24 protein-coding genes are annotated in these 20,756 nt (G+C 73.1%); 11 read left to right on the forward strand and 13 right to left on the reverse strand.

The genetic code is table 11. The annotated features are described in order from the left end of the window. Positions 1-7 precede the first annotated feature (7 nt). Positions 8-421 carry a hypothetical protein gene (locus tag SJY06_RS13565; RefSeq protein WP_380168069.1) on the reverse strand — a complete coding sequence of 138 codons (414 nt, stop codon included), beginning with the start codon at positions 419-421 and terminating at the stop codon, positions 8-10. 169 nt (positions 422-590) lie between these two features. Here SJY06_RS13565 and SJY06_RS13570 point away from each other — a divergent pair, with 169 nt between their 5' ends. From SJY06_RS13570 to SJY06_RS13580, 3 genes are all read left to right on the forward strand, one after another. After that, the gene (locus SJY06_RS13570; protein WP_380168070.1) at positions 591-920 is read left to right on the forward strand and encodes a VOC family protein; all 330 of its coding nucleotides are present in this window, start codon (positions 591-593) and stop codon (positions 918-920) included. A 107-nt stretch (positions 921-1,027) separates the two neighbouring features. After that, positions 1,028-1,666, forward strand: a complete 639-nt coding sequence (locus SJY06_RS13575) for a GyrI-like domain-containing protein (protein WP_380168071.1) — start codon at positions 1,028-1,030, stop codon at positions 1,664-1,666. Positions 1,667-2,029: 363 nt separating this feature from the next. Continuing rightward, on the forward strand, positions 2,030-2,452 hold the full coding sequence (locus tag SJY06_RS13580; protein WP_380168072.1) for a hypothetical protein: 423 nt from the start codon (positions 2,030-2,032) through the stop codon (positions 2,450-2,452). A 189-nt stretch (positions 2,453-2,641) separates the two neighbouring features. Here SJY06_RS13580 and SJY06_RS13585 read toward each other — a convergent pair whose 3' ends face one another. From SJY06_RS13585 to SJY06_RS13595, 3 genes are all read right to left on the reverse strand, one after another. Next, positions 2,642-2,776, reverse strand: a complete 135-nt coding sequence (locus tag SJY06_RS13585; protein WP_380168073.1) for a hypothetical protein — start codon at positions 2,774-2,776, stop codon at positions 2,642-2,644. A 559-nt stretch (positions 2,777-3,335) separates the two neighbouring features. Further along, the gene (locus tag SJY06_RS13590) at positions 3,336-3,710 is read right to left on the reverse strand and encodes a DUF1801 domain-containing protein (RefSeq protein ID WP_380168074.1); all 375 of its coding nucleotides are present in this window, start codon (positions 3,708-3,710) and stop codon (positions 3,336-3,338) included. A 78-nt stretch (positions 3,711-3,788) separates the two neighbouring features. Then, a complete protein-coding gene (locus tag SJY06_RS13595; protein ID WP_380168075.1) occupies positions 3,789-4,172 on the reverse strand; it encodes a hypothetical protein in 384 nt (127 codons plus the stop codon). A 121-nt stretch (positions 4,173-4,293) separates the two neighbouring features. On the opposite strand from SJY06_RS13595, the gene SJY06_RS13600 reads away from it, so the two are divergent. Beyond that, positions 4,294-5,124, forward strand: coding sequence for a hypothetical protein (locus tag SJY06_RS13600; protein WP_380168076.1), 831 nt, complete (start codon positions 4,294-4,296; stop codon positions 5,122-5,124). Between the two features lie 189 nt (positions 5,125-5,313). Here the strand turns inward: SJY06_RS13600 and SJY06_RS13605 are convergent, their stop codons facing one another. Together SJY06_RS13605 and SJY06_RS13610 are read right to left on the reverse strand one after the other, a co-directional pair. After that, entirely contained in the window at positions 5,314-6,381 is a 1,068-nt protein-coding gene (locus SJY06_RS13605) for an arginase family protein (protein ID WP_380168077.1), read from the reverse strand. Further along, positions 6,353-6,754, reverse strand: coding sequence for a hypothetical protein (locus SJY06_RS13610; RefSeq protein ID WP_380168078.1), 402 nt, complete (start codon positions 6,752-6,754; stop codon positions 6,353-6,355). Before SJY06_RS13610 ends, SJY06_RS13605 begins: the two co-directional genes overlap by 29 nt. 353 nt (positions 6,755-7,107) lie before the next feature. On the opposite strand from SJY06_RS13610, the gene SJY06_RS13615 reads away from it, so the two are divergent. The 3 genes from SJY06_RS13615 to SJY06_RS13625 all read left to right on the forward strand — a co-directional run bounded on the left by SJY06_RS13615 (position 7,108) and on the right by SJY06_RS13625 (position 9,432). Beyond that, positions 7,108-7,857 carry a hypothetical protein gene (locus tag SJY06_RS13615; RefSeq protein WP_380168079.1) on the forward strand — a complete coding sequence of 250 codons (750 nt, stop codon included), beginning with the start codon at positions 7,108-7,110 and terminating at the stop codon, positions 7,855-7,857. Further along, entirely contained in the window at positions 7,854-8,696 is an 843-nt protein-coding gene (locus SJY06_RS13620) for a N5-glutamine methyltransferase family protein (RefSeq protein ID WP_380168080.1), read from the forward strand. Before SJY06_RS13615 ends, SJY06_RS13620 begins: the two co-directional genes overlap by 4 nt. 118 nt (positions 8,697-8,814) lie before the next feature. Next, entirely contained in the window at positions 8,815-9,432 is a 618-nt protein-coding gene (locus SJY06_RS13625) for an HAD family hydrolase (RefSeq protein WP_380168081.1), read from the forward strand. Between the two features lie 51 nt (positions 9,433-9,483). Here SJY06_RS13625 and SJY06_RS13630 read toward each other — a convergent pair whose 3' ends face one another. The 4 genes from SJY06_RS13630 to SJY06_RS13645 all read right to left on the reverse strand — a co-directional run bounded on the left by SJY06_RS13630 (position 9,484) and on the right by SJY06_RS13645 (position 14,494). Beyond that, on the reverse strand, positions 9,484-11,034 hold the full coding sequence (locus SJY06_RS13630; protein ID WP_380168082.1) for an alpha/beta fold hydrolase: 1,551 nt from the start codon (positions 11,032-11,034) through the stop codon (positions 9,484-9,486). Between the two features lie 130 nt (positions 11,035-11,164). Continuing rightward, entirely contained in the window at positions 11,165-13,549 is a 2,385-nt protein-coding gene (locus SJY06_RS13635) for an ATP-binding cassette domain-containing protein (protein WP_380168083.1), read from the reverse strand. A gap of 67 nt (positions 13,550-13,616) precedes the next feature. Further along, positions 13,617-14,027: a VOC family protein gene (locus SJY06_RS13640; RefSeq protein ID WP_380168084.1), complete on the reverse strand. Its 411-nt coding sequence runs from the start codon at positions 14,025-14,027 to the stop codon at positions 13,617-13,619. Between the two features lie 5 nt (positions 14,028-14,032). Then, entirely contained in the window at positions 14,033-14,494 is a 462-nt protein-coding gene (locus SJY06_RS13645) for a helix-turn-helix transcriptional regulator (protein ID WP_380168085.1), read from the reverse strand. A gap of 114 nt (positions 14,495-14,608) precedes the next feature. Between SJY06_RS13645 and SJY06_RS13650 the strand changes: the two genes are divergently transcribed. After that, complete coding sequence (locus SJY06_RS13650) at positions 14,609-15,304, forward strand: class I SAM-dependent methyltransferase (protein WP_380168086.1); 696 nt, start codon at positions 14,609-14,611, stop codon at positions 15,302-15,304. 4 nt (positions 15,305-15,308) lie between these two features. Here SJY06_RS13650 and SJY06_RS13655 read toward each other — a convergent pair whose 3' ends face one another. From SJY06_RS13655 to SJY06_RS13665, 3 genes are read right to left on the reverse strand one after another with little or no spacing between them, the layout of a single operon-like run. Further along, positions 15,309-16,001 (reverse strand): hypothetical protein, encoded by a 693-nt coding sequence (locus SJY06_RS13655; protein WP_380168087.1) that lies wholly within the window; start codon positions 15,999-16,001, stop codon positions 15,309-15,311. Further along, positions 15,998-16,618: a hypothetical protein gene (locus tag SJY06_RS13660; protein ID WP_380168088.1), complete on the reverse strand. Its 621-nt coding sequence runs from the start codon at positions 16,616-16,618 to the stop codon at positions 15,998-16,000. Before SJY06_RS13660 ends, SJY06_RS13655 begins: the two co-directional genes overlap by 4 nt. Next, positions 16,611-17,591 carry an aldo/keto reductase gene (locus SJY06_RS13665; protein ID WP_380168089.1) on the reverse strand — a complete coding sequence of 327 codons (981 nt, stop codon included), beginning with the start codon at positions 17,589-17,591 and terminating at the stop codon, positions 16,611-16,613. Before SJY06_RS13665 ends, SJY06_RS13660 begins: the two co-directional genes overlap by 8 nt. A 107-nt stretch (positions 17,592-17,698) precedes the next feature. Here SJY06_RS13665 and SJY06_RS13670 point away from each other — a divergent pair, with 107 nt between their 5' ends. The 3 genes from SJY06_RS13670 to SJY06_RS13680 are packed head-to-tail and all read left to right on the forward strand — an operon-like array spanning position 17,699 to position 20,667. Next, positions 17,699-18,442, forward strand: a complete 744-nt coding sequence (locus SJY06_RS13670) for an SGNH/GDSL hydrolase family protein (protein ID WP_380168090.1) — start codon at positions 17,699-17,701, stop codon at positions 18,440-18,442. After that, on the forward strand, positions 18,439-19,251 hold the full coding sequence (locus SJY06_RS13675; RefSeq protein WP_380168091.1) for a glycerophosphodiester phosphodiesterase family protein: 813 nt from the start codon (positions 18,439-18,441) through the stop codon (positions 19,249-19,251). The genes SJY06_RS13670 and SJY06_RS13675 overlap by 4 nt, the downstream gene beginning before the upstream one ends. Positions 19,252-19,257: 6 nt before the next feature. Further along, complete coding sequence (locus tag SJY06_RS13680) at positions 19,258-20,667, forward strand: MFS transporter (RefSeq protein WP_380168092.1); 1,410 nt, start codon at positions 19,258-19,260, stop codon at positions 20,665-20,667. Positions 20,668-20,756: the final 89 nt, after the last annotated feature.

Here is a 20,756-nt window from a genome sequence, read left to right on the forward strand (position 1 = left end):
GGGGCGGTCAGTCCGCCTCGTCCGGGCGCCCGAGCACCGAGACCGGCGCCAGCGGCACCAGGCCCTCGGCGCGGGCCGCCATGGCCGGGTCGACGGTGACCAGGGCGTCCGCCTGCAGCCGGGCCACCGCCAGGTACTCGGCGTGCTCGAGGGAGTCCCATCCCTGCTCCCTCGCGATCCGCCAGGCGGTGCGCCGGGACACCCGGTCGCCCAGCAGCCGGATCTTCAGGGCGGTCATGGCCTCGTGCTGGTCCATCGCGTCGACCTCGGTCAGCTCGCCACGCTCGACGGCGCCCAGCAGCAGGGTCAGGGCCTGGGTCCGGACGGCGTTGGGCGCCACGAGGCGCTGGCTCGGGTCGACGAGCACACCCGTGCCGACCAGGTGCAGCAGGGTCGGGGCGTCGACGACGTAGCGGGCCACCCGCGTCACGGTACGCACGGGCTCCGACAGCCCCGCTGGTGGCGCTCTTCAGCCCGGTCCCGCCGGCAGCCGCAGCAGCAGCCGCAGGCTCTGTCGGCCGGGCACGGGGCCGTGACGACCACCCCGGACTAGCCTCGGCTGGGACACCCAGTCGAGCAGGAGCCGCCTCATGAAGCTCACCTACCTGTACCTGCCTGTGACCGACCTCGGGGCCGCCGTCGCGTTCTACCGGGACCAGCTCGGGCTGCAGGAGGTGTGGCGCGAGGGGGAGACCACCGTCGCCTTCGCCGCCGCCGACGGCTCGGTGGAGCTCATGGTGGACACCGAGGACTACCCACCGGGTCCGATGTACCTGGTCGACGACGTGCTGGCCTGGCGCGAGGCCCACGCAGGAGTCCCGGTCCGGGTGCCCCGCTACGACATCCCGGGCGGGACGGTCGAGGGCTACGAGGACCCCGCGGGCAACGTGTTCTACGTCTTCGACCTCGCCGAGGCATAGCCGTTGTCCAGGCTCGGCAGGTCGGCCGGAATGGTCGTGACGGCGCCGGGGGAGCGGTGGGCCGCCCGGACGCCGCGCCGACGGCCCGTCGGCCCGGTGGGACGGTCATGACCGTCAAGCCGGACCTCCGTCGCACCCTCGACGGCTACCGAGCCCGGTCGGGGGAGCTGCGTCTGCTCGACGTCCCGCCGCAGCAGTACCTGGCGATCGACGGCCACGGTGACCCCAACGGGCCCGGGTTCGTTGTGGCCGTGCGCGCCCTGTACCCGATGGCCTACGCCGTGAAGTTCGACAGCAAGCAGCGCGGCCGTGATTATGTCGTCCCGCCGCTCGAGGGTCTGTGGTGGGCCGAGGACATGGCCGCGTTCACCGCGGCGCGCGACAAGTCGCGGTGGTCCTGGACGCTGCTGATCCTGCTGCCGGACTGGCTCGGTGGGGTCGACGTCGAGGCCGCCCGCGCGAGGCTCACCAGCACGCGCCGGCCGGAGCGGCTGGCGGACGTCCGCCTGGAGACGCTGTCCGAGGGACGCTGCGTCCAGACGCTGCACGTCGGGACCTTCGACGACGAGGCCGGTGTGCTGCACCGCCTGCACCACAAGTTCCTGCCCGCGCAGGGCCTCCGGCCGACCGGGCGGCACCACGAGATCTACCTGAGCGACTTCCGGCGGGTCGCTCCCGAGCGACGCCGGACGATCCTGCGCCAGCCGGTGGTCAGGGAGGGGCCACCCCGTCGTGATCTGACATAACGCACGTTATCGGCGTTAGGCTACCGGGGCGTTGCAGCAGGCGAGAGCGTCTCACAGCAGCTGGTCGTCAGTTGGGGATTCCTTGCGAAACGCTGACCGGGCAGCGACTGGTGACTGGCTTGCCCCGGCGCCCGGGAGCTCGGCTCGATGGTCCGGCCCGGCGTGGGGGCGAGGGGCAGCAGATGGCATTCTCCGACCCAATGCCGCTGCACGCGCAATCCCGCCTTCATCGCGACTTGAACAAGCCCCCATTCGTGACCTAAGGAGAAGACGGTGAGAGAAAGAGTCCTAATTGATCGGTATCTGCACACTATCGGGCAGCGCCGTCCGCGACTTTCAGTTGGTCTCGCTACAGGTCTGCCCGTGTCTGAGATCGTAGACGGTCTGGCGTCAATGCAAATCGAAGTAACCGATGATGTGGTTGCGGTCTTTTCTGCGATTAATGGGGTCGATGTCAGTGCGGGCGGACGGAGAAGCGATATGGAAGTCGCACGAGACCTCGTCCCCGTTGATCTCGAAACGGCGCTCGCTGTGCCCTACGGCCTGTACTGGGGCGACAGTAATCGAGAGGTCGAAGTTCCGTTTGTGCGACTGATGTCCACGAACGGTTGGGGCTCGATAGGGGTGACTGTAGATGCAGACGCCCCGCCCAATCCCGTTTACTTTGCCTCACATAGTGGTGAGATAGTTTCACAACTTTCCGAAAGTGTCGAGGCAATGCTATTGACATGGCTTGATCAAGTACACGCGGGCGCCGACGTGGGTTGGTTGAACCTGCCGCGATGAGCTTTGCATCGGCGGCCCGTCCCCATGACTCTGTCGTCGGTGGCCCGGTCGCAGTTGGCGTTGGCTCAGACTAGTGGGGCTGCCCTGAGAGTCCCCAGCGACGTCTGCACCGGTTGACGATCCAAACCTGGGGACTCTCGCCCGGCCTCCGGGCACTTCCCCACTCGAGGATGGTTCAGTTGCGGTCTTCTACTGGATGGTGCTGAAGGAGTCGTGGGCGGTGCCGAGGGCGGCGTGCTGCCAGCCCCACCATCGGCGCCTGGAGACGGTCCAACCGCCCAGGGTGACCTCCGTGATGCCGGCTGCACGCGCCGCGGCCTGCATGCGTTCATCCCATTGTGCAAGGACAGTCGCGACGTCGGGGGCTCGCCTGACGAGTCGGACCGTTGCGGTGGGACCTACAACGCTGAGGCCATCTCCCCAGGCTTCGGACAAGGTCCGCGCGACGTCAGCGGCAGTCGGGCACTGCGCAGGGTCGAGGGCGGGGACGTACCAGCCAAGCACGCCCCGCCAGCGCGGCTGGCGTCGGCTGTCATGCGACGCCGCACCGTCGTCCTCCGCTACCACCGTCTTCATCGTCCGATGGTCCAGCACGACGGCCCGTGTCCGCCAGACGACCCCTGAGCGGCACTTCCGACCGTCGGAACGGGCCGACGACGCCAAATCGGGGGTCGAGGGCCCTGGGACGCTCCGTCCGGCTTCAGGCTGCCCGCCGCCGGGCTGGGTGACCGAAGAGTCAGGGCGGCTTCAGCGGCGCCGGAAGCTCGGCTGCGCCCAGGACTCGACGCCCAGCAGACGTCCTTGACGGTCGAAGTCGAGGACGACCTCGGGCCCACCCTCCACGGGGTTCTTCACGATCTCCTGGTGCTGTGGCGATGGGCGGCTAGCTCGCGACCCAGCGCTTCACCATGTCGACGACTTCCGCCAGGCGCTGGTCCAGGACACCCGAGTCCGTCAGGTCGACCACGCCCCGGTCGGGTGACGCCCGGATCAACCCAGTGGTGTCGTGGAAGTGGAAGTCAGCGGTGTCGTCACGGACCCGGCTGCCACGGTGCAGGACCAGCTGGAAGGCGTCGTGGGGGGCCAACCGCATCGTCACCCGGTCCTCACAGCGGAAGCGGAAGCTCGGGGCGTTCCACTTGATGTGCTCGCTCATCCCGGCGTCGACAGCGAGGATGGCCTCGCGAAGCGCCAGGACGCCCACCTTGTGGGAATGCTCGAGGCCGTTCAAGTACCTGTCCAGGTCCTCGGTATCCATGCTGGTTCGACTGCTTCGGCCCGGCCGACTCATCGGTGTCGTAGTGATTTGCCCGCCGCACCCCACTGCAGCAGTCCGCTACCGCGGTTGTGACCCTGGGCCCCAGGTGAGCCACAGCTCCTCGGCGATGGAGTCGTAGCGCGCCTCAGGCCCTGCGATCTCTAGGTCGAACCACCGCACGAACTCTTGGTGCATCATCGTCCGGAGCGCGTCCACCGAGTGGACCTCATGTCTGCGGAGGGTGATCGTCTCGGCCTCTGGCCGGTACTCGTCGGTGTTGTCCTTGAAGGCTATGCCGACAGGATCATGTCGGAACAGCAGGGCCTCCAGATCGAAGACATCTGCCTCCTGGCCGGCAAGCAGCTCACGTCGCTCGTCTCCCTCAGCCTTGACGGCGGCGGCGCGCCTCGTCCACTGGTGGTCCCGGCGGCGGCGCCGTAATGCGTCGATCCACTTGAGCACCGGGTGATCTTGGCAGGCAATCCTCGGCAGCCCTGCCCAGCAGCCGATCAGTTGGTGGCAGGGCCCCGGGGGGCACGTCGGCAGGCTCAGGGCCCGGGCCATTTGTGCCGACATCAGGCCGGTGGAGGAACCGTTCGTCGAGCCGCAGCTGCGCGTCGTGCGGGAGGTCGTCTCGAGCGTGCTCGGGCGTGACCGTCACGGCGGTCCCCAGACCTTGGACCGGGTCGTCGGTGAAGCCGCGGGGCGCCTTCTCGGGTCGGGCCCGGACAACGGTCGTACGGGCACGCTGCAAGCTGCCGCGCATCTGGTGCAGCGTGGCGATGAGCCCGGGGCGCGGCTGCTGCTGCGCACCGCCTTCCGGGTTGCTCCCGACCCCGCCGTCGCTGAGGCGGCCAGGCGGCTTCGACCCGTTGGTGCGCTGAGGCGGCTGACTGTGGTCGCCGTCGCCGTGACGTCCTGCGTCGGGCTGCTCTTCGGAGGACTGGTGGTCGCGGTGCTCGCCGGCGCCGAAGCCGTGGCCTCCGGACTGCTCCTGGGCAGTTTCGTTCCCATCCTGGCGGCTCGTCTGGCGTGGATACGCTTCATACGGCTACCAGGGCTGACGTTGCAGGAGAGCCAGGTCTGGCGCGCACTGGGGGTGCTACGTCGTGGCGACGTCAGCGACCTCGCGGTACTCGGCAACGGGCGCCTGCGGGGGGCCATGACCGACCTCAACTCACCCCGAGGGCAGCGCCTGCCGTCAGCGTTCGGAAGACCGGACGTCTCCGGGTGGGTCGGATTGGCCGGCGTCACGGGCGCCGTGCTCTGCCTCATCGCCGGCTCTACCTTCCCGGGGTTGCCTCCCGGCGCGTTCTTGGCGGCCATGCCGATCGGCGCTGCCGTGGCAGCCGTAGCGGTGCGGGCTGCCCTCATCCGGGCCAGGGCACGAACAGAGCACTACTTGGAGCCGTGACCGCGGGGCCAGTTGGATCGCCGGCCAGGGATCGGTGGCCGGACAGGATCTCGGCGAGCTCGTCCTTGGTGCTGAGGCGAGCAGTGTGAAGCCCTCTCGTGGCATGCGTTGCTGCTCCGGCCGGTAGCCCAGGGATGAGGTGACGATCGCTGATGGGACCAGGGTCAGCATGCCCGGCCACCGCCCCGCTCAGGTGGCGGCCGCCCCCGCCCCGAGCCCGCGCAACCCCGTGGCGAGCACGTCGGCGAGGAGCCGGGCGTGGCGGCCGTCCGGATCGAGGTCGGGGTCGGGGTCGAAGACGGTGACCTGCGCGCCGACGGCACCCGGCGCAAGAGCTTCGAGGAGCGTGACGAGCTGCTCGGGGTCCAGGCCACCGTCGTCGGGGCTGTCCACCGCCGGCATGTGCCGGGGGTCGAGCACGTCGACGTCCAGGTGCAGCCAGAAGCCGGCACCGCTCGAACCGCCTGCCACGCGGAGGGCCGTGGCGGCTGCCACCTGTGCGCCGACGGCGTCCACCCGGCCCGCCGGGAGTACAGCCCCGAGGAGCCGCTGGACCTCGGGCAGGTGCTCGTCGTCATCGCGGCACCCCAGGTGCGCGGTCCGGCCGGCGGAGAAGTAGGGCCGGTGCCCGTCGATGTCGGCGACGGCGTCCCAGTGGTGGCCGACAGCGGCCGCGAGGTCCTCCCCCGCCAGGCTCACGCACTGGTCGCTGTTGCCGGGGTGGCGGAAGTCGGTGTGCCCATCGAGATGGACCAGCCCCGCGCCGCCGCGGCGGGCCAGGGCGAGCCCGGCTCCGACCAGCAGGCTGCAGTCCCCTCCGAGCACCAGCGGTACGCGCCCGTCGTCCAGCAGAGACCCGAGGCGGTCGGCCAGCCGCCGGCTGTGGTCGACGATCGCGTCCTGGTTGCGTAGCCGATGCGACCCGGGGTCTCCGTCATCGACGTAGCGGCCGGGCAGCACGACGCCGGCGTCCACCGCGCCGGCTGCGGCCAGGCGGGCGTGCAACCCGGCCTCGCGCAGCGCCTCGGGGGCCTTGGCGCACCCCGGCACGCTTGACGGTCGAGGCGGACGAAGCCCGAGGTTGCTAGGGGCAGCCAGCAGAGCGATCACGGCTGCAGTCTCCTCCGGCGCCCGTGGACGTCCGTCAGCAGCGGCCGCGGCGGCTTGCTCCGCACGGCCAACGCTGTCGGAACGCCAGCGGCACCGAGCCGCCCGCGGGGCTCTGAGTTCAGCGGTCCCCCGCCGAGCCCGAATCACGTCCGTCCCGCTTCGCCCGACGCATCTCTTCTTGCCGCGTCTTCGATATGAGGAAGCGCGGCCGGTTGAAGAGCACCGTCGGAACCATGATCAACACAAGCACGGCGAGGGAGCTGGCCACGGCTATACCGGCGGTCGGATACGAGGGAAGAACACCCCCCGCAGTCAGTAGTGCGGCCCAGACAACGGCTGTGGCATTGGTCAGCACGAGGGCTGCAGAAAGTACCCACTGGGGCGGAACCGGGAACGAACGCCTCTTCCGGTAGAACGCTGGAGCTGCATCCAGGTGGAACTCCCAGTACGCGTAGGACCAGTACAGAACCGCGAGCGCGGTCACCACGACACCGGTGAGCACTTCCTCCAGCACGACCACTTCTCCCACGTTCGCGGTAGTCCGACGGCTTCACGCCGCCGAGGGAGGCGCCCTCAGCATCCTGCAGGCTAGAGGTGGCCCGCCGCTGCTGCTGTCAGCGGCGACTCGACCCGTTCGCCGCCGCCGCCCGCTCCCCCGCCGGTCAGGATCTCGGCGCTTCACCGCCTGGTCGGGTGGATCGCTGTCGTTCCCTGTCGCCGCGTGGCACCATCGGGTGGTCGGCGCAGGACTCCGGGACCCCGGGGGCACCCGCCGACCCGATGCGCACGTGCCCGTCATCGTGACGAGAGCCGGCAGCCCGCTGCCGAGCCCGTCCGCCGGCCGGCTCGGGCGTGGGAGGCACCATGGACGTGATGACGACGGGACGTCGACCGCTGGGGCCGTCACCGTGGCCGGGCTCCCGGCACGAGGACCGGCACCGCTGGCAGCTGGACCGCTCGCGCGACCTGGCCGAGGCCGCCTCGATCCTGCGGCTGATGGCGGGCGAGCTCGTGGCCGCGCACCGGGCGGGGTGGTGGTTGGTCGAGCCGATGCGCAACGGGCACCTGCTGGCCCAGCGCGCCTCTCGTCGGACGCGACGTGACGCCGACCCTCCAGCACCGGACACCACGCCCGTCCCACCGCCCGGACTGCCGCCGTGGCGGCTCCGGGTCGTCGACGACCCGCCCGCCGCCGGGGAGCCGGTCCTGCGCCTGGGGACGGCCGAGACCATGGGGACCCCGGTGATCCGTCGCGACGGTGACGGCTGGGCCCAGACCAGCGGTCCCGGGTTGTCCCCCGAGGTCGTCGGGGCGTTGGGCCCGCGCCTGGACGACGTGGACCTCCGGGACCTGTCCTGGGCGGTCGTCCCGGCCCGGGTCGGACCGTTGCACGACCTCGTCGCCGACGGGTCCGGCCTGCGGGTGCACTCGGTACGGGACGGGGTGCTCGTCCGCACCATGGAGGTGCTCCCGGTCCAGCACGCCGCCGACGGAGCGGCGTCGCTACCGGTCGCCGCGGCCGCCTACGGACGCGTCGCCGACATCGCCGACGCCATGGCCGCCGCGGGCGGTCGGCTGTCCGGGGTCGACGACGGTCTGATCCTCGTCGGCTACGACCGGTGAGCGCACCGGCCACCGCCGCGCCGCACGGCCGGACCACCCACGCGCAGCACGTCGTGCTCGCGGCCCGTCTCCGCCGGGCCGGGTGCGTGTTCGCCGAGGAGGAGGCGGCCCTGCTCCTGCGCACCGCCTCCGGGGCCGGCGACGACCCGGACCGGCTGGAGCAGCTGGTCCGGCGACGCGAGCAGGGCGAACCGCTCGAGCACCTGCTGGGCACGGTGCGCTTCGACGGCGTGGACCTCGCCGTCGGACGAGGCGTCTTCGTCCCTCGCGTGCGGACCCTGACGCTGGCGCACCGGGCGATAGCTCTCGCCCGCCACCGGTCGGTCGTCGTCGAGGCGTTCGCCGGGGTGGCGCCGGTGGCGGCCCTGGTCGCCCGGACCGTCCCCGGCACCCTGGTCCACGCCACCGACGTGTGCCCGGCGGCCCGGGCCCTGGCCCGGGACAACCTGCCGCCGGACGCGGCCGTGCACGGCGGCGACGTGCTGACCGGGCTGCCGGCAGCGCTGCGAGGCGACGTCGACGTGCTGGCCGCGGTGCCGCCCTACGTACCCCTCGGCGCTGAGTCGCTGCTCAGCCACGAGGCACGCGACCACGAACCGGCCCGCGCGCTGTACGGCGGAGTCGACGGCCTGGACCTGGTGCGGCGGCTGCTGCGGGAGTCCGTGCCGTGGCTCGCGCCAGGGGGTCGGCTGCTCGTCGAGATCCACCGGTCGCAGGTGCCGGACGCCCTCGGTCATGCGGCCGCGGTGGGCCTGACGGGGTCCGCCCGTCGGGCCGACGACGGCCAGACCGCCGTCCTGGAGCTGCTCGCGTCCCAGGGGGTCCACTCCTCGCGGTAGCGGCCCGGCGGCGAGATCCGCCCCGTGACGGCGAACCGCCGCCGGGTGGCGTCGTCGGGCCGATCTCGACCGCGCACGGACGGCGCCTGGGCGGCGGACGGCCCGTAGGGTGCGGCAGGTGGGACCTGACCGTCGGCCGACCTGGTACCTGTTCGACTACGGCATGGTCGTCTCCACGGCCCCGCAGCCGGCGGACTGGGCACGGTTGGAGCAGGTGGTCGGGCGCGACCTCGCACCGCCCGGCAGCCCCTACTGGACCAACCGGCTCCGGTTCGACGCGGCCGCGCTGAGCCCGCTGGAGTACTGGTCCGAGGCCGCGGGCCGACCGCTGGACCTGCAGCTGGTCGACACCCTGGAGGCGCTGGACACCGCCCAGTGGTCTCACCTGGACCCGGTCACGCTGCAGGTCCTGCGCGACCTGCGGGACAGCGGCGCCCCGATGGCGTTGCTGTCCAACATGCCCCTGGGCATGTCGCACCGGCTGGGTCGCGCGGACTGGCTGGAGCCGTTCGCGCACGCGTTCTTCAGCGGTCGGCTCGGCCTGGTCAAGCCCGACCCGCGCGTGTACCGGCACGTGCTGGCCGAGCTCGGCGCCGAACCGCAGCAGGTGGTGTTCGTCGACGACAGCCCCGTGAACATCGCCGCAGCCCGCGAGCTGGGCCTGCGCACCGTGCTGCACACCACCTCGACCGACCTCGCCGCGGAGCTCTCCCGGGTCCGGCCGGCGACGCCGTAGCGGGCGCGACCCGTCAGCCGCCCGGGTCCGGCCGCGGCCAGGTGGGCCGGGTCAGGCGGAGCAGTCGGGCATCTCCGCGGGCAGCTCGAGGTCGATGAGGTAGTCGGCCGCTACGTCGACGACGCAGGGGTTCGTCCCCGCGCTCACGATCGTGTGCTCCGCGCCCTGCAGCGTCAGCAGCGAGCTGCCGAGCGCGTCGGCGAGCGCGATGCCGCCGGTGTGCGGCGTGGTGGGGTCACCGGTGAACGAGACGACGAGCGTCTCGGGCAGCCCGTCGACGTCCTGCGCGTACGGGAACCCGAGCGTCGGCGGTTCCGGCCACTGCTCGCAGGCGTCCCGCGCGCCGACGACCTCCTCGCCGCGATCCATGAACGGCGCCGCCTCGTAGGTCAGCTCGCGCAGCCGTGCGACGTCGTCGGGGCTGAGGCGCTGCTCGTCCATGCAGTTGATCGCGAAGAGCGCCTCGGGCTGGTTGCCGTTCACCGCGGCGGCGGGGTCCTCGCTGCCGGAGGTCGCGTCGAGCGCGAGCTGCTGCAGGATGTCACCCCGACCCTGCTCCACCTCGGCGATGCCGTCGATGATCGTGGGCCACTGCTCGGCCGAGTAGAGCCCGAGGATGACGGCACCGATCGCGCCGTCGAAGTCCAGCTCCGTGTCGAGCGCCGGCACAGGCTCGTCGGCGAGCGGCTGCATGATCGCCTGGAACTCGGCGGTCGCGGCGGCGGGATCGTCGCCGAGGGGGCAGGTGGAGTCCTGCGTGCACTGCGCGGCCATCGCCTCGAACGCGGCCTGGAACCCGGAGTAGGTCGTCGAGAAGCGGTCGACCGTGGCGAGCGTCGGGTCGAAGGCGCCGTCGAGGATCATCGCGCGCACCCGCTCGGGGAACTCCTCGGCGTAGACCGCTCCCAGGCGGGTGCCGTAGCTCTGGCCGAGGAAGGTGAGCTGCTCCTCGCCCAGGGCCGCGCGCAGGACGTCCATGTCCCTGGCCGACGTGCGGGTGCCCAGCTGCACCAGCACCTCGGCGCCGCCGGAGCCCTCCGCGCACCGCTCGAAGACCGCGCGGGTGTCGGCCTCGGTCAGCTCCGGACGGACGGCGAGGGACGGGAAGAGCTCGTCGCCACGCGTCGTGCCGTCCGGGGAGTAGCAGTCGGCGGGTGTGGTGACGCCGACTCCGCGCGGGTCGAAGCCCACCAGGTCGAACGCCTCGCCGATGCGGGTCTCGCCGACGCCGACGCTCAGCGCGAGAGCCCCCAGGACGCCGGAGCCCCCGGGCCCGCCCGGGTTGAACACCAACGACCCCGTCGCCTCGCCGGCCGAGGCCATGCGGCTCACGGCGACCGAGGCGGTCTCGCCGTCGGGCTGGGCGTAGTCGAGCGGCACCGTCAGGAAGGCGCACTCCGCGGGACTCGCGGCCAGGATCTCGGCCTCGCGCTCACTCGTGGCGAAGTCGTCGTCGCAGGCGCCCCAGGCCAGCTCCTGGTCGTAGAACTGGGCCAGCGCGGCGTCGTCCCCGGGGTCGGCCGTGCTGGCGGCGTCGTCGGGTGCGCCCGACGCGCACGCCGCGAGCAGCAGCATGGCCGCGGCACCGGCAGCGACGGCCACGACCGTCGTGGGCCGTCGTCGTCGCCCGTCGCTGCCGGCCGACGTCGTGCTGGTCCTCGTACCGGCCGTTCGGCGCCACCCACCACTCATGCCGGCAGCACAAGCCGTGCCGTAGGGACCAGGTCAAGCCCTACTCCCCCACGTACGCCGCCAGGTGCTGACCGGTCAGCGTCGAGCGGTCGGCCACGAGGTCCGCAGGGGTGCCCTCGAAGACCACCAGCCCGCCGTCGTGACCGGCGCCCGGGCCCAGGTCGATGATCCAGTCCGCGTGGGCCATGACCGCCTGGTGGTGCTCGATGACGATGACGGACGTGCCGGAGTCGACGAGGCGGTCGAGCAGCCCCAGCAGGTTGTCGACGTCGGCCAGGTGCAGGCCCGTGGTGGGCTCGTCGAGGACGTAGACCGCGCCCTTCTCGCCCATCCGGGTGGCAAGCTTGATGCGCTGCCGCTCCCCGCCGGACAGCGTGGTCAGCGGCTGGCCGAGCTTCAGGTAGCCCAGGCCGACGTCCACCAGCCGGGTCAGGACCTTGTGCGCGGCGGGCAGCCGGGCCTCGCCCTCGGCGAAGAACTCGGTGGCCTCGGCCACGGGCATGGCCAGCACCTCGGCGATGTTCCGGCCCCCGAGGGTGTACTCCAGCACCTCGGCCTGGAACCGCTTGCCCTCGCAGGCCTCGCAGGTCGAGGCGACCCCGGCCATCATGCCCAGGTCGGTGTAGATGACGCCGGCCCCGTTGCAGGCCGGGCAGGCGCCCTCGGAGTTGGCGCTGAACAGGGCGGGCTTGACGCCGTTGGCCTTGGCGAACGCCTTGCGGACGGGTTCGAGCAGCCCGGTGTAGGTGGCCGGGTTGCTGCGCCGGGAGCCCTTGATGCCGCCCTGGTCGATGGCCACGACGCCGTCTCGACCGGCCACGGAGCCGTGGATCAGCGAGCTCTTGCCGGAGCCGGCCACCCCTGTGACGACGACCAGCACACCGAGCGGGACGTCGACGTCCACCCCGCGCAGGTTGTGCGTCGCGGCCCCGCGCACCTCCATCGTGCCGGTGGCGCGGCGCACCGTGGGCTTGACCCCGACCCGGTGGTCCAGGTGCCGCCCGGTCAGGGTGCCGCTCGTGCGCAGCCCGTCCAGGGAGCCCTGGTAGACCACCTCTCCCCCGGCGCTGCCGGCGCCGGGCCCCAGGTCGACGACGTGGTCGGCGATGGCGATGGCCTCGGGCTTGTGCTCGACCACCAGCACTGTGTTGCCCTTGTCGCGCAGCTGGAGCAGCAGCTCGTTCATCCGCTGGATGTCGTGCGGGTGCAGCCCGATGGTCGGCTCGTCGAACACGTACGTCACGTCGGTCAGCGACGAGCCCAGGTGGCGGATCATCTTGGTCCGCTGCGCCTCTCCCCCGGACAGCGTCCCCGACGGCCGCTCGAGCGACAGGTAGCCCAGCCCGATCGAGACGAACGAGTCCAGCAGGTGCTGCAACCCGCCCAGCAACGGCGCCACCGACGGCTCGTCCAGGGCCCGGACCCACTCGGCCAGGTCGCTGATCTGCATGGCGCACAGGTCGGCGATGTTCACCCCGTCGATCCGGGACCCCAGCGCCTCCGGCGACAGCCGGGTCCCGGCGCAGTCGGGGCAGGTGGTGAACGTGACGGCCCGCTCGACGAACGCGCGGACGTGGGGCTGCATGGCCTCGACGTCCTTGGACAGGTACGACTTCTGGATCGACGGGATGAGCCCGCTGTAGGTGAGGTTGATGCCGTCGATCTTGATCTTCGTCGGCTCCTTGTGGAGCAGGTCGTGCAGCTCGCGCTCGGAGTAGTCGCGGATGGGCTTGTCCGGGTCGAAGAACCCGCAGCCGCGGAAGATCCGGCCGTACCAGCCCTCCATCGTGTAGCCGGGGATGGTCAGGGCGTTCTCGTTGAGCGACTTGTCCGCGTCGTACAGGGCGGTCAGGTCGATGTCGGTGACCGACCCCCGGCCCTCGCAGCGAGGACACATGCCGCCCAGGCGGTTGAACGTGGCCTTCTCCGTCGTGGTCTTCCCGGGGCCGCGCTGGACCGTGATCGCGCCGCTGGCCTTCACCGACGGCACGTTGAAGGAGTAGGCGTTGGGCGGACCGATCTGCGGGTCGCCGAGCCGGCTGAACAGGATCCGCAGCATGGCGTTGGCGTCGGTGACGGTGCCGACGGTCGAGCGGGGGTTGGCCCCCATCCGCTCCTGGTCGACGATGATCGCGGTGGTCAGCCCGTCCAGGACGTCGACCTCCGGCCGCGCCAGGGTCGGCATGAACCCCTGCACGAAGGCGCTGTAGGTCTCGTTGATGAGCCGCTGCGACTCCGCGGCGATGGTCGCGAACACCAGCGAGCTCTTGCCCGAGCCGGACACCCCCGTGAAGACCGTCAACCGCCGCTTGGGCAGCTCGACGCTGACGTCCTTGAGGTTGTTCTCGCGCGCCCCCTGCACCCGGATCAGGTCGTGGCTGTCCGCGGTGTGCGTCGCCGTGCTGCGCTCGTCGGTCGTGGTCATGCTCGTCCGCCTCCAAGGGGTCGCCGGCGCCCGAGTGTGGCGCACACCCCCGACACCTGGGGCGGGTTCACGCGCGCTGCTGGATCCGGAGCAGGTTGCCGGCCGGGTCGCGCAGGGCGCCGTCGCGGATCCCGTACGGCTGGTCGACGGGCTCCTGCACGATCTCGACGTCGCGGGAGCGCAGCCGCTCGAACAGCCCGTCCAGGTCGTCGCTCGCCAGCAGCAGGCCCGCGTACGTGCCCTTGGCCATCATGTCGGCGACGGTGGCGGCCTCCGCCTCCGTCACCCCGGGGTCGGACACCGGCGGCTGGAGCACGATCGACGTGCCGGGCTGGCCGGCCGGGCCGACCGTGATCCAGCGCATCCCGCCGTAGCCGACGTCGTTGCGGACCTCGAAGCCGAGCACGTCGCGGTAGAAGACCAGCGAGGCCTCGGCGTCGACGTGGGGCAGGAAGCTGGCGGCGATGGTGATGTCCATGCCGGTCACGCTAGGCGCGCACCCGGTGCGCCTGCTTCTCCGTTCCTGACCGGTCGGGCCACCCAAGAGACCACGCAGGACGGCAGACCCGCCGCGGGCCCTGCCGCCCCGGCCGCGGCTCGGCGCCGGTACTCGCTCGGGGGGACGCCGACCAGCTCGGTGAAGCGGGTGCTGAAGCTGCCGAGGGACGAGCAGCCGACCGCGACGCACACCTCGGTGACGCCCAGGTCCCCGCGGCGCAGCAGCGCCATCGCGCGCTCGATCCGGCGCGTCATCAGGTAGGCGTGGGGCGGTTCGCCGTAGGCCCGCCGGAACGCCCGGCTCAGGTGCCCGGTGGACATGTGGGCCTCGCGCGCCAGGGTCGGCAGGTCCAGCGGCTGCGCGTGGTCGCGGTCGATCCGGTCGCGGACCCGGCGCAGCCGGACCAGGTCCTCCCGCCGCTGCTGCGACGCCGTCCGGCCGGCCACCCGTCGATGGTGCCACGCGGTACGCCCAGCGGTACGCCCCGCACTGCGGTCCCGACTTTGCTGGTCCCGCAACAGGACTTGTCGTGCCCGCACCCCCGGCGGCACAGTCGGACCATGACTCAGCCGACCGCACCGCACGTCCACGGCGTCCGCAACGGGCACACCGCCGCCGAGGGCGACACCGACACCACCTACTGGGAGGCCCGCTACGCCGAGCAGGACCGGGTCTGGTCGGGCCGGCCCAACGACCTGCTGGTGCGCGAGGTGGCCGACCTGCCGCCGGGTGCGGCGCTGGAGATCGGCTGCGGCGAGGGCGCGGACTCGATCTGGCTGGCGACGCGGGGCTGGACCGTGACGGCGGTCGACATCGCGGCCACGGCGCTGCAGCGGGGGGCGTTCCACGCGGTCGAGGCCGGCGTGCAGGACCGGATCGACTTCCAGCAGGTCGACGTCACCGCGGCCGAGCTGCCGGCCGGGGCCTACGACCTGGTCTGCGCGCAGTACTACCACTCCCCCGCAGCCACGGCCGAGGCCCGGCAGGCCGTCCTTGACCAGGCCGCGACCCGGGTCGGGCCCGGTGGCCGGCTGCTCGTGGTGGGCCACGCCGAGTTCCCCGACTGGCTGCCGCAGGAGGACCGGCCCGACGTTCACTTCCCCACCACCGCCGAGGTGCTGGCGTCGCTGCGCCTGCCCGCCGGCTGGGTGGTCGAGACCGACGAGCTGGTCCCGCGGGAGGCGGTGTCCCCCGAGGGCGTCGTCGGCACCCGCGCCGACAACGTCCTGCTGGTGCGCCGGGGCAGCGAGGCCTGACCGCTCAGGGGCCGAGCAGGTCCGCCAGCGGCCGGGGCGTCGGGCCCAGGTGCTGCTGGGCGCCGTCGAGCAGCAGCCGGGTCCGGCCCCGACCGACCGCACGCACGGTGCCGTCGACCAGCAGCACCCCACCCGCCTCCGGCAGGCCCCACCGGGGGCCGTCCGGGTCGCCCGGGTCGGCCCAGCGGGCGTCGCCACCGTCGTCGTGGACCAGGGCCAGGCCCGGCAGCAGGCCGAGCCCGTCCACCACGGCCGGCCCCGCGGGGCCCCGGCGTCCGGGCAGCACGGTCCGCGCGCACAGCACCATCGCCCCGGCCGACGCACCGGACAGGGCCACCCCCTCCTGGTGCAGCCGCAGCAGCTCCCCGCCCAGCCGCGCGTCGTCCTCGTCCAGGCCGGCGTGCAGCCGGTCCGGCGACCCGCCCGGCAGCACCACGGCCCCCGCGTCGGCCAGCGCGGCCACGCAGGCCGCGAGGTCCTGCTGGGGGTGGGCGGTGACCACGACCCGCCGGGCCGTCAGCGCGCCGTAGTACGACCCGGCCCGCCGAGCGGCGCGGTCGTGGTCCGCCCCCGGCGTCGGCGCCCCCAGGACCACGACCACGTCACCGGCGGGCGCCCGGTCGAGCAGGTCGGCGTCCATCGCCCGGCACGCCGGCTGCATCTCGGCCCCGCCCTGGAGCAGGACGGCGCCGGTCATCGCCGTTCCCCTGCTGCGGCCGACGGCCCGAAACCCACCGCGCCCGGGACCGCGGCGTCCCGCCGCAACCGCACGCTGCCGCCCACGTGCCCGGTCCGTTCCGGCGCACCGGGCAGCACCTCGAAGCCGTGCCGCGAGGCGAGCCGCACCAGGTGCGGGTCGCGGGCCGGCAGCCGCAGGCCCACCTCGCCGACGTCGGGCAGCGCGCCGAGCAGGGTCGCGAACGCCGACCGGCCGCGCCGGGTGCCCGGCACGACCACCCGCACCACCTCCAGGACGCCGTCGTGCTCCACCCAGCCCAGCATGGCCAGCACCGCCTCGACCGGGGCGCCGAGCCAGACCGCCCGCCGCTCGGCCCGGGCCTGCGCGGCCGGGTCGTGCTCCCCCGCGGCGACGTCGACGTGCATGGGCACGACGTCCGGACCGGTGAGCCGGCCGACCTCGGCCCGGGCGTGGTCGAGCCGGTCGGCGCCGAGCCGGTCGGCGTCCTCGGCCCGCTCGAGCAGGGCCATGGCCGTCCGGGCGGCCACCAGGGCGCGGTCGCGCCGTCCGCTGGTCTCGAGCCGGAGCGCGACGCCCAGCCAGCCCTCGGCCTCGGCGCTGCGGCGGTCAGTCACGACCGCTGATGTCCTCCAGCTCGGCCAGGTCCTCGGCGGTCGGCTCCCACAGCCCGGCCCGGACGTTGGCCCGCACCTGCTCGGCGCTGGTGGCACCCGCGATGACGCTGCCCACGGCCGGCTGTGCGGCGAGCCCTCCGACGGCCACGGTCAGCAGGTCCAGGCCCCGCTCGGCCGCGAAGCGCTCGAGCGCCTCGATGGTGTCGAAGTCCGCCTGCTCCAGCCGCGACGCCATGCGCGGCGAGGCCAGCCGGGACCCCTCGGGGGCGGCCTGGCCGCGGCGGTACTTGCCGCTCAGCAGCCCCGAGGCCAGCGGGTAGTACGGCAGGATCCCGACCCCCACGTGCTCGCAGGCCGGGACCAGCTCGGCCTCGGCGGAGCGGTCCAGCAGGTTGTAGGCGTTCTGCGCCGACACGAACCGCTCCGTGCCGATGGCCTCGGCCGCCCGGTCGGCGTCCACGACCTGCCACGCGGCGAAGTTCGACGACCCGAGGTAGCGGACCTTGCCCTCGCGGACCAGGTCGTCCAGCGCCGTCAGGGTCTCCTCCACCGGGGTCATGGGGTCCGGCGTGTGCATCTGGAACAGGTCCACGTGGTCGGTGCCGAGCCGTCGCAGCGAGCCCTCCAGGGCTCGGCGGACCGCGCTGCGGGAGCCGTGCGCCTCCCACGCGGGTGCGTCCACGCGGCCCGCGGGGTGGCCGAACTTGGTGGCCAGCACCACCTGGTCGCGGCGGCCGCGCAGGGCCGCACCCAGCAGCTCCTCGCTCTCCCCCGGACGGGTGCCGTACAGCTCGGCGCAGTCCAGGAACGTGACCCCGGCGTCCAGGGCGGCGTGGACGACCTCCCGGGTGGCGGCCGCGTCGATGCGGGCGCCGAAGGTGTTGCCACCCAGGCCCACCGTGGACACGACCAGGCCGGAGTCACCCAGGTGGCGGTAGGTCATCTCGGGCACGGCGCTGGTGGGCTCGGGCATGGCCCCGACGCTACGACAGCACCGCCCGGGCCGCCGCGCGGAGGACGGCCGTGCCCACGACGGCCACCGGGCGCAGGACCAGCGTCCCCCGGGCCTAGGGTGGCGCCGTGACCGACGGACGACGGTGGTGGCGGCGTCGGCGGGTGCTGGCGGTGACGACCGGCGTGGCGGTGCTGCTGCTCGCGGTGGTCGCCGTCCTGGCCGCCCGGGCGCTGCTGGTGGTGGCCTCGATCGACCCCCGGGCCGACTACTGGGCGCAGCGGGCGCAGCAGCCGGGGGACGTGGCCTACCTCGCCCTGGGCGACTCGCTGAGCCAGGGCATCGGGTCCTCCTCCCCCGAGACGTCGTTCGTGGCCGTCCTGGCCGACGACCTGGCCGAGCGGGAGGACGCGGACGTGCGGGTGGTCAACCTGTCGGTGACCGGGGCCACCACCGCCGAGCTGGTCCGCGACCAGCTGCCGGCGCTGGAGCGGACGCTGGCCGAGCTGGAGCAGGCCGGGACCCCGGTCGGGCTCGTGACCCTGTGCATCGGCGCCAACGACGCCGGGACCACGACGCCGGAGGACTACCGGCGCGACCTGGGCACCGTGCTCGACGCCCTGCCGCCCGGCAGCTACGTCAGCGACGTGCCCGACTTCAACGGCGGGCCCCGGCAGGAGCCGGCGGCCGAGCTCGCCGCCGTGGCGCGCGAGGAGGTCGCCGCCCGGCCGGACCTGGTCCTGGTCCCGCTGGAGGCCGCCACGGGCGAGCAGTCGGTCACGGAGTACGCCGCCGACTTCTTCCACCCCTCCGACGAGGGGTACCTGCGCTACGTCGACGTCTTCCGCGACACCATCGAGGCGTCGGCGTGAGCCCGCGACCCACCCACCCCGCGCTGCGGGGCACGCCGCTGGGGTTCGCCCACCGGGGCTTCACCCCGCCCGGTGAGGCGGGCACCGAGGTCCCGCACGCCTGGGAGAACACGCTGGCGGCGTTCGGGCACGCCCTCGACCTGGGGCTGCGGCACCTGGAGACCGACGTGCACGCCACGGCCGACGGGGTCGCGGTGGTGCTCCACGACCCGGACCTGGCCCGCACGACCGGGCGCAGCGTCCCGGTGGGGCGCGTCACCTGGGCGGAGCTGGCCGAGGTCCGGGTGGCGGGTCTGCACCGGGTCCCCCGCGTGGAGGAGGTCCTCGAGGCCTTCCCGCAGGCGGTGCTCAACATCGACGTCAAGGACCCCCGCGCCGTCCGACCGCTGGCCGAGGCCGTGCTCGCGGCCGGTGCGGGCGACCGGGTGGTGGTGGCGTCCTTCGACGGCCGACGGGCCCGGGCCGTGCAGCACCTGGCACCGGGGGTGGCCCGTTCGGCCGGCATGGCCGGCAGCGCCGGGGCCCGGCTGGCCGCCTCGCTGGAACGCGTGTCGTCCCGGCTGGGTCGCGGCCTGCTGCTGCGCACCGCGGCCGGCGCCGACGCCCTGCAGCTGCCCGAGCGCGCCGGCCGGGTGAGGGTGGTGACCCCCCGACTGGTCCACCTGGCCCACGAGGCCGGGCTGCAGGTGCACGTCTGGACCGTGGACGACCCCGCCGACATGGACCGGCTGCTCGACCTGGGCGTCGACGGCCTGATGAGTGATCGTGCCGATCTGCTCTCCGCCGTGCTCGCCCGACGGGCAGGATGAGGCCTCGTGACGTCGTCGAGGTCCCGCACGGCCCCGCCCGGACCGCTCGCCGACCCCGCCGCCCGGCGGCGTGAGCAACGCTCCTGGTACGTGTACGACTGGGCGAACTCCGCGTTCGTCACCACGGTGGGCACCGTCCTCATCGGGCCCTACCTGACCGCTGTCGCCACGGCGTCCGCGTGCCCCGACCTGGCCGAGGGCGACGAGTGCACCGGCACCGTGGCCCTGCTGGGCCTGTTCGACGTCAGCCCCGGCAGCCTGGTGCCGTTCCTGATCAGCATCTCCACGGTCGTCATCGCCCTGCTGCTGCCGTTCGTCGGCGCGGTGGCGGACCGCTCGTCGCGCAAGCGCGTGCTGATGGCCCGGTTCGGCTGGGCCGGCGCCGCCTTCGCCACGGCCCTGTTCCTGGTGACCGGCTCCGACTGGGCCCTCGGTGCGACGCTGCTCGTGCTGGCCAACGCCTGCCTGGCGGCGTCGCTGACCGTCTACGACGCGATCCTGGTGGACGTCGCCACGATGGACGAGCGGGACGGCGTCTCCAGCCGCGGCTGGGCGCTGGGCTACCTGGGCGGGTTCCTGCTGCTGCTGGTCAACCTGGGCATCGTCCTGGGGGCGGAGACCCTGGGCCTGTCGGAGTCGACGGCCGTGCGCATCAGCCTGGCCATGGCCGGGCTGTGGTGGGCCGGGTTCACCCTCGTGCCGTACCTCGGTCTGCGTGACCGGCCGGCGACCGACGTGGTCGGCGGGCCCGACCGCGGCGTGTCCGGGCTCGTGGGGGGCACGTTCCGGCAGCTGGCCGACACGTTCCGGGAGGCCCGCAACTACCCGCAGACCCTGCTGTTCCTGCTGGCCTACGTGCTGTTCAACGACGGCGTCCAGACCGTGATCGCCGTGTCCAGCATCTACGGCTCGCTCGAGCTGGGCTTCGCCACGGACCAGCTGATCATCGCCATCGTCGTCGTCCAGGCCGTCGCGTTCGGCGGCGCGCTGCTGTTCGGCCGGGTCGCCCGGGTCCTCGGCGCCAAGCGGACGATCCTGCTCAGCCTGGTCATCTGGACGGTCGTGGTCGGCACCGCGTACCTGCTGCCGGCGGGTGAGTTCGGCCTGTTCGTGGGCCTGGCGGCCGGCATCGGGCTCGTGCTGGGCGGGACGCAGGCCCTGAGCCGGTCGCTGTTCAGCCAGCTGGTGCCCTTCGGCAAGCAGGCGGAGTACTTCAGCCTCTACCAGGCGGCCGAGCGGGGGACGTCGTGGTTCGGCACGTTCACCTTCGGCGTCGTGCAGATGGTCACGGGGTCCTTCCGGCTCAGCATCCTGGCCGTCGTCGCCTTCTTCGTCCTGGGCGGCCTGCTGCTGCTGCGCGTGGACGTGCGCAAGGGCATCACCGACGCGGGCAACGAGCTGCCGGCCGTGCTTTGAGCCTCCCGGGGCGCTCCGAGCCCCCCGGGTGTGACCGCTGACACCTGGTAACGCGCCTCCCACCCTGGAACACCCTGCATCCGCCCTGC

The organism is Jannaschia sp. R86511, from assembly GCF_042466345.1.
Taxonomy (GTDB): Bacteria; Actinomycetota; Actinomycetes; order Actinomycetales; family JBBAYJ01; genus Aquipuribacter.

What these genes read in the sequence shown, in the direction of transcription:
- SJY06_RS13575 (WP_380168071.1), top strand. Translation starts at nt 1,028, where the DNA reads ATGACCGTCAAGCCGGACCTCCGTCGCACCCTCGACGGCTACCGAGCC.
- SJY06_RS13635 (WP_380168083.1), bottom strand. Translation starts at nt 13,549, where the DNA reads ATGACCACGACCGACGAGCGCAGCACGGCGACGCACACCGCGGACAGC.
- SJY06_RS13665 (WP_380168089.1), bottom strand. Translation starts at nt 17,591, where the DNA reads ATGCCCGAGCCCACCAGCGCCGTGCCCGAGATGACCTACCGCCACCTG.
- SJY06_RS13570 (WP_380168070.1), top strand. Translation starts at nt 591, where the DNA reads ATGAAGCTCACCTACCTGTACCTGCCTGTGACCGACCTCGGGGCCGCC.
- SJY06_RS13640 (WP_380168084.1), bottom strand. Translation starts at nt 14,027, where the DNA reads ATGGACATCACCATCGCCGCCAGCTTCCTGCCCCACGTCGACGCCGAG.
- SJY06_RS13585 (WP_380168073.1), bottom strand. Translation starts at nt 2,776, where the DNA reads ATGCAGGCCGCGGCGCGTGCAGCCGGCATCACGGAGGTCACCCTGGGC.
- SJY06_RS13615 (WP_380168079.1), top strand. Translation starts at nt 7,108, where the DNA reads ATGACGACGGGACGTCGACCGCTGGGGCCGTCACCGTGGCCGGGCTCC.
- SJY06_RS13590 (WP_380168074.1), bottom strand. Translation starts at nt 3,710, where the DNA reads ATGGATACCGAGGACCTGGACAGGTACTTGAACGGCCTCGAGCATTCC.
- SJY06_RS13655 (WP_380168087.1), bottom strand. Translation starts at nt 16,001, where the DNA reads ATGACCGGCGCCGTCCTGCTCCAGGGCGGGGCCGAGATGCAGCCGGCG.
- SJY06_RS13650 (WP_380168086.1), top strand. Translation starts at nt 14,609, where the DNA reads ATGACTCAGCCGACCGCACCGCACGTCCACGGCGTCCGCAACGGGCAC.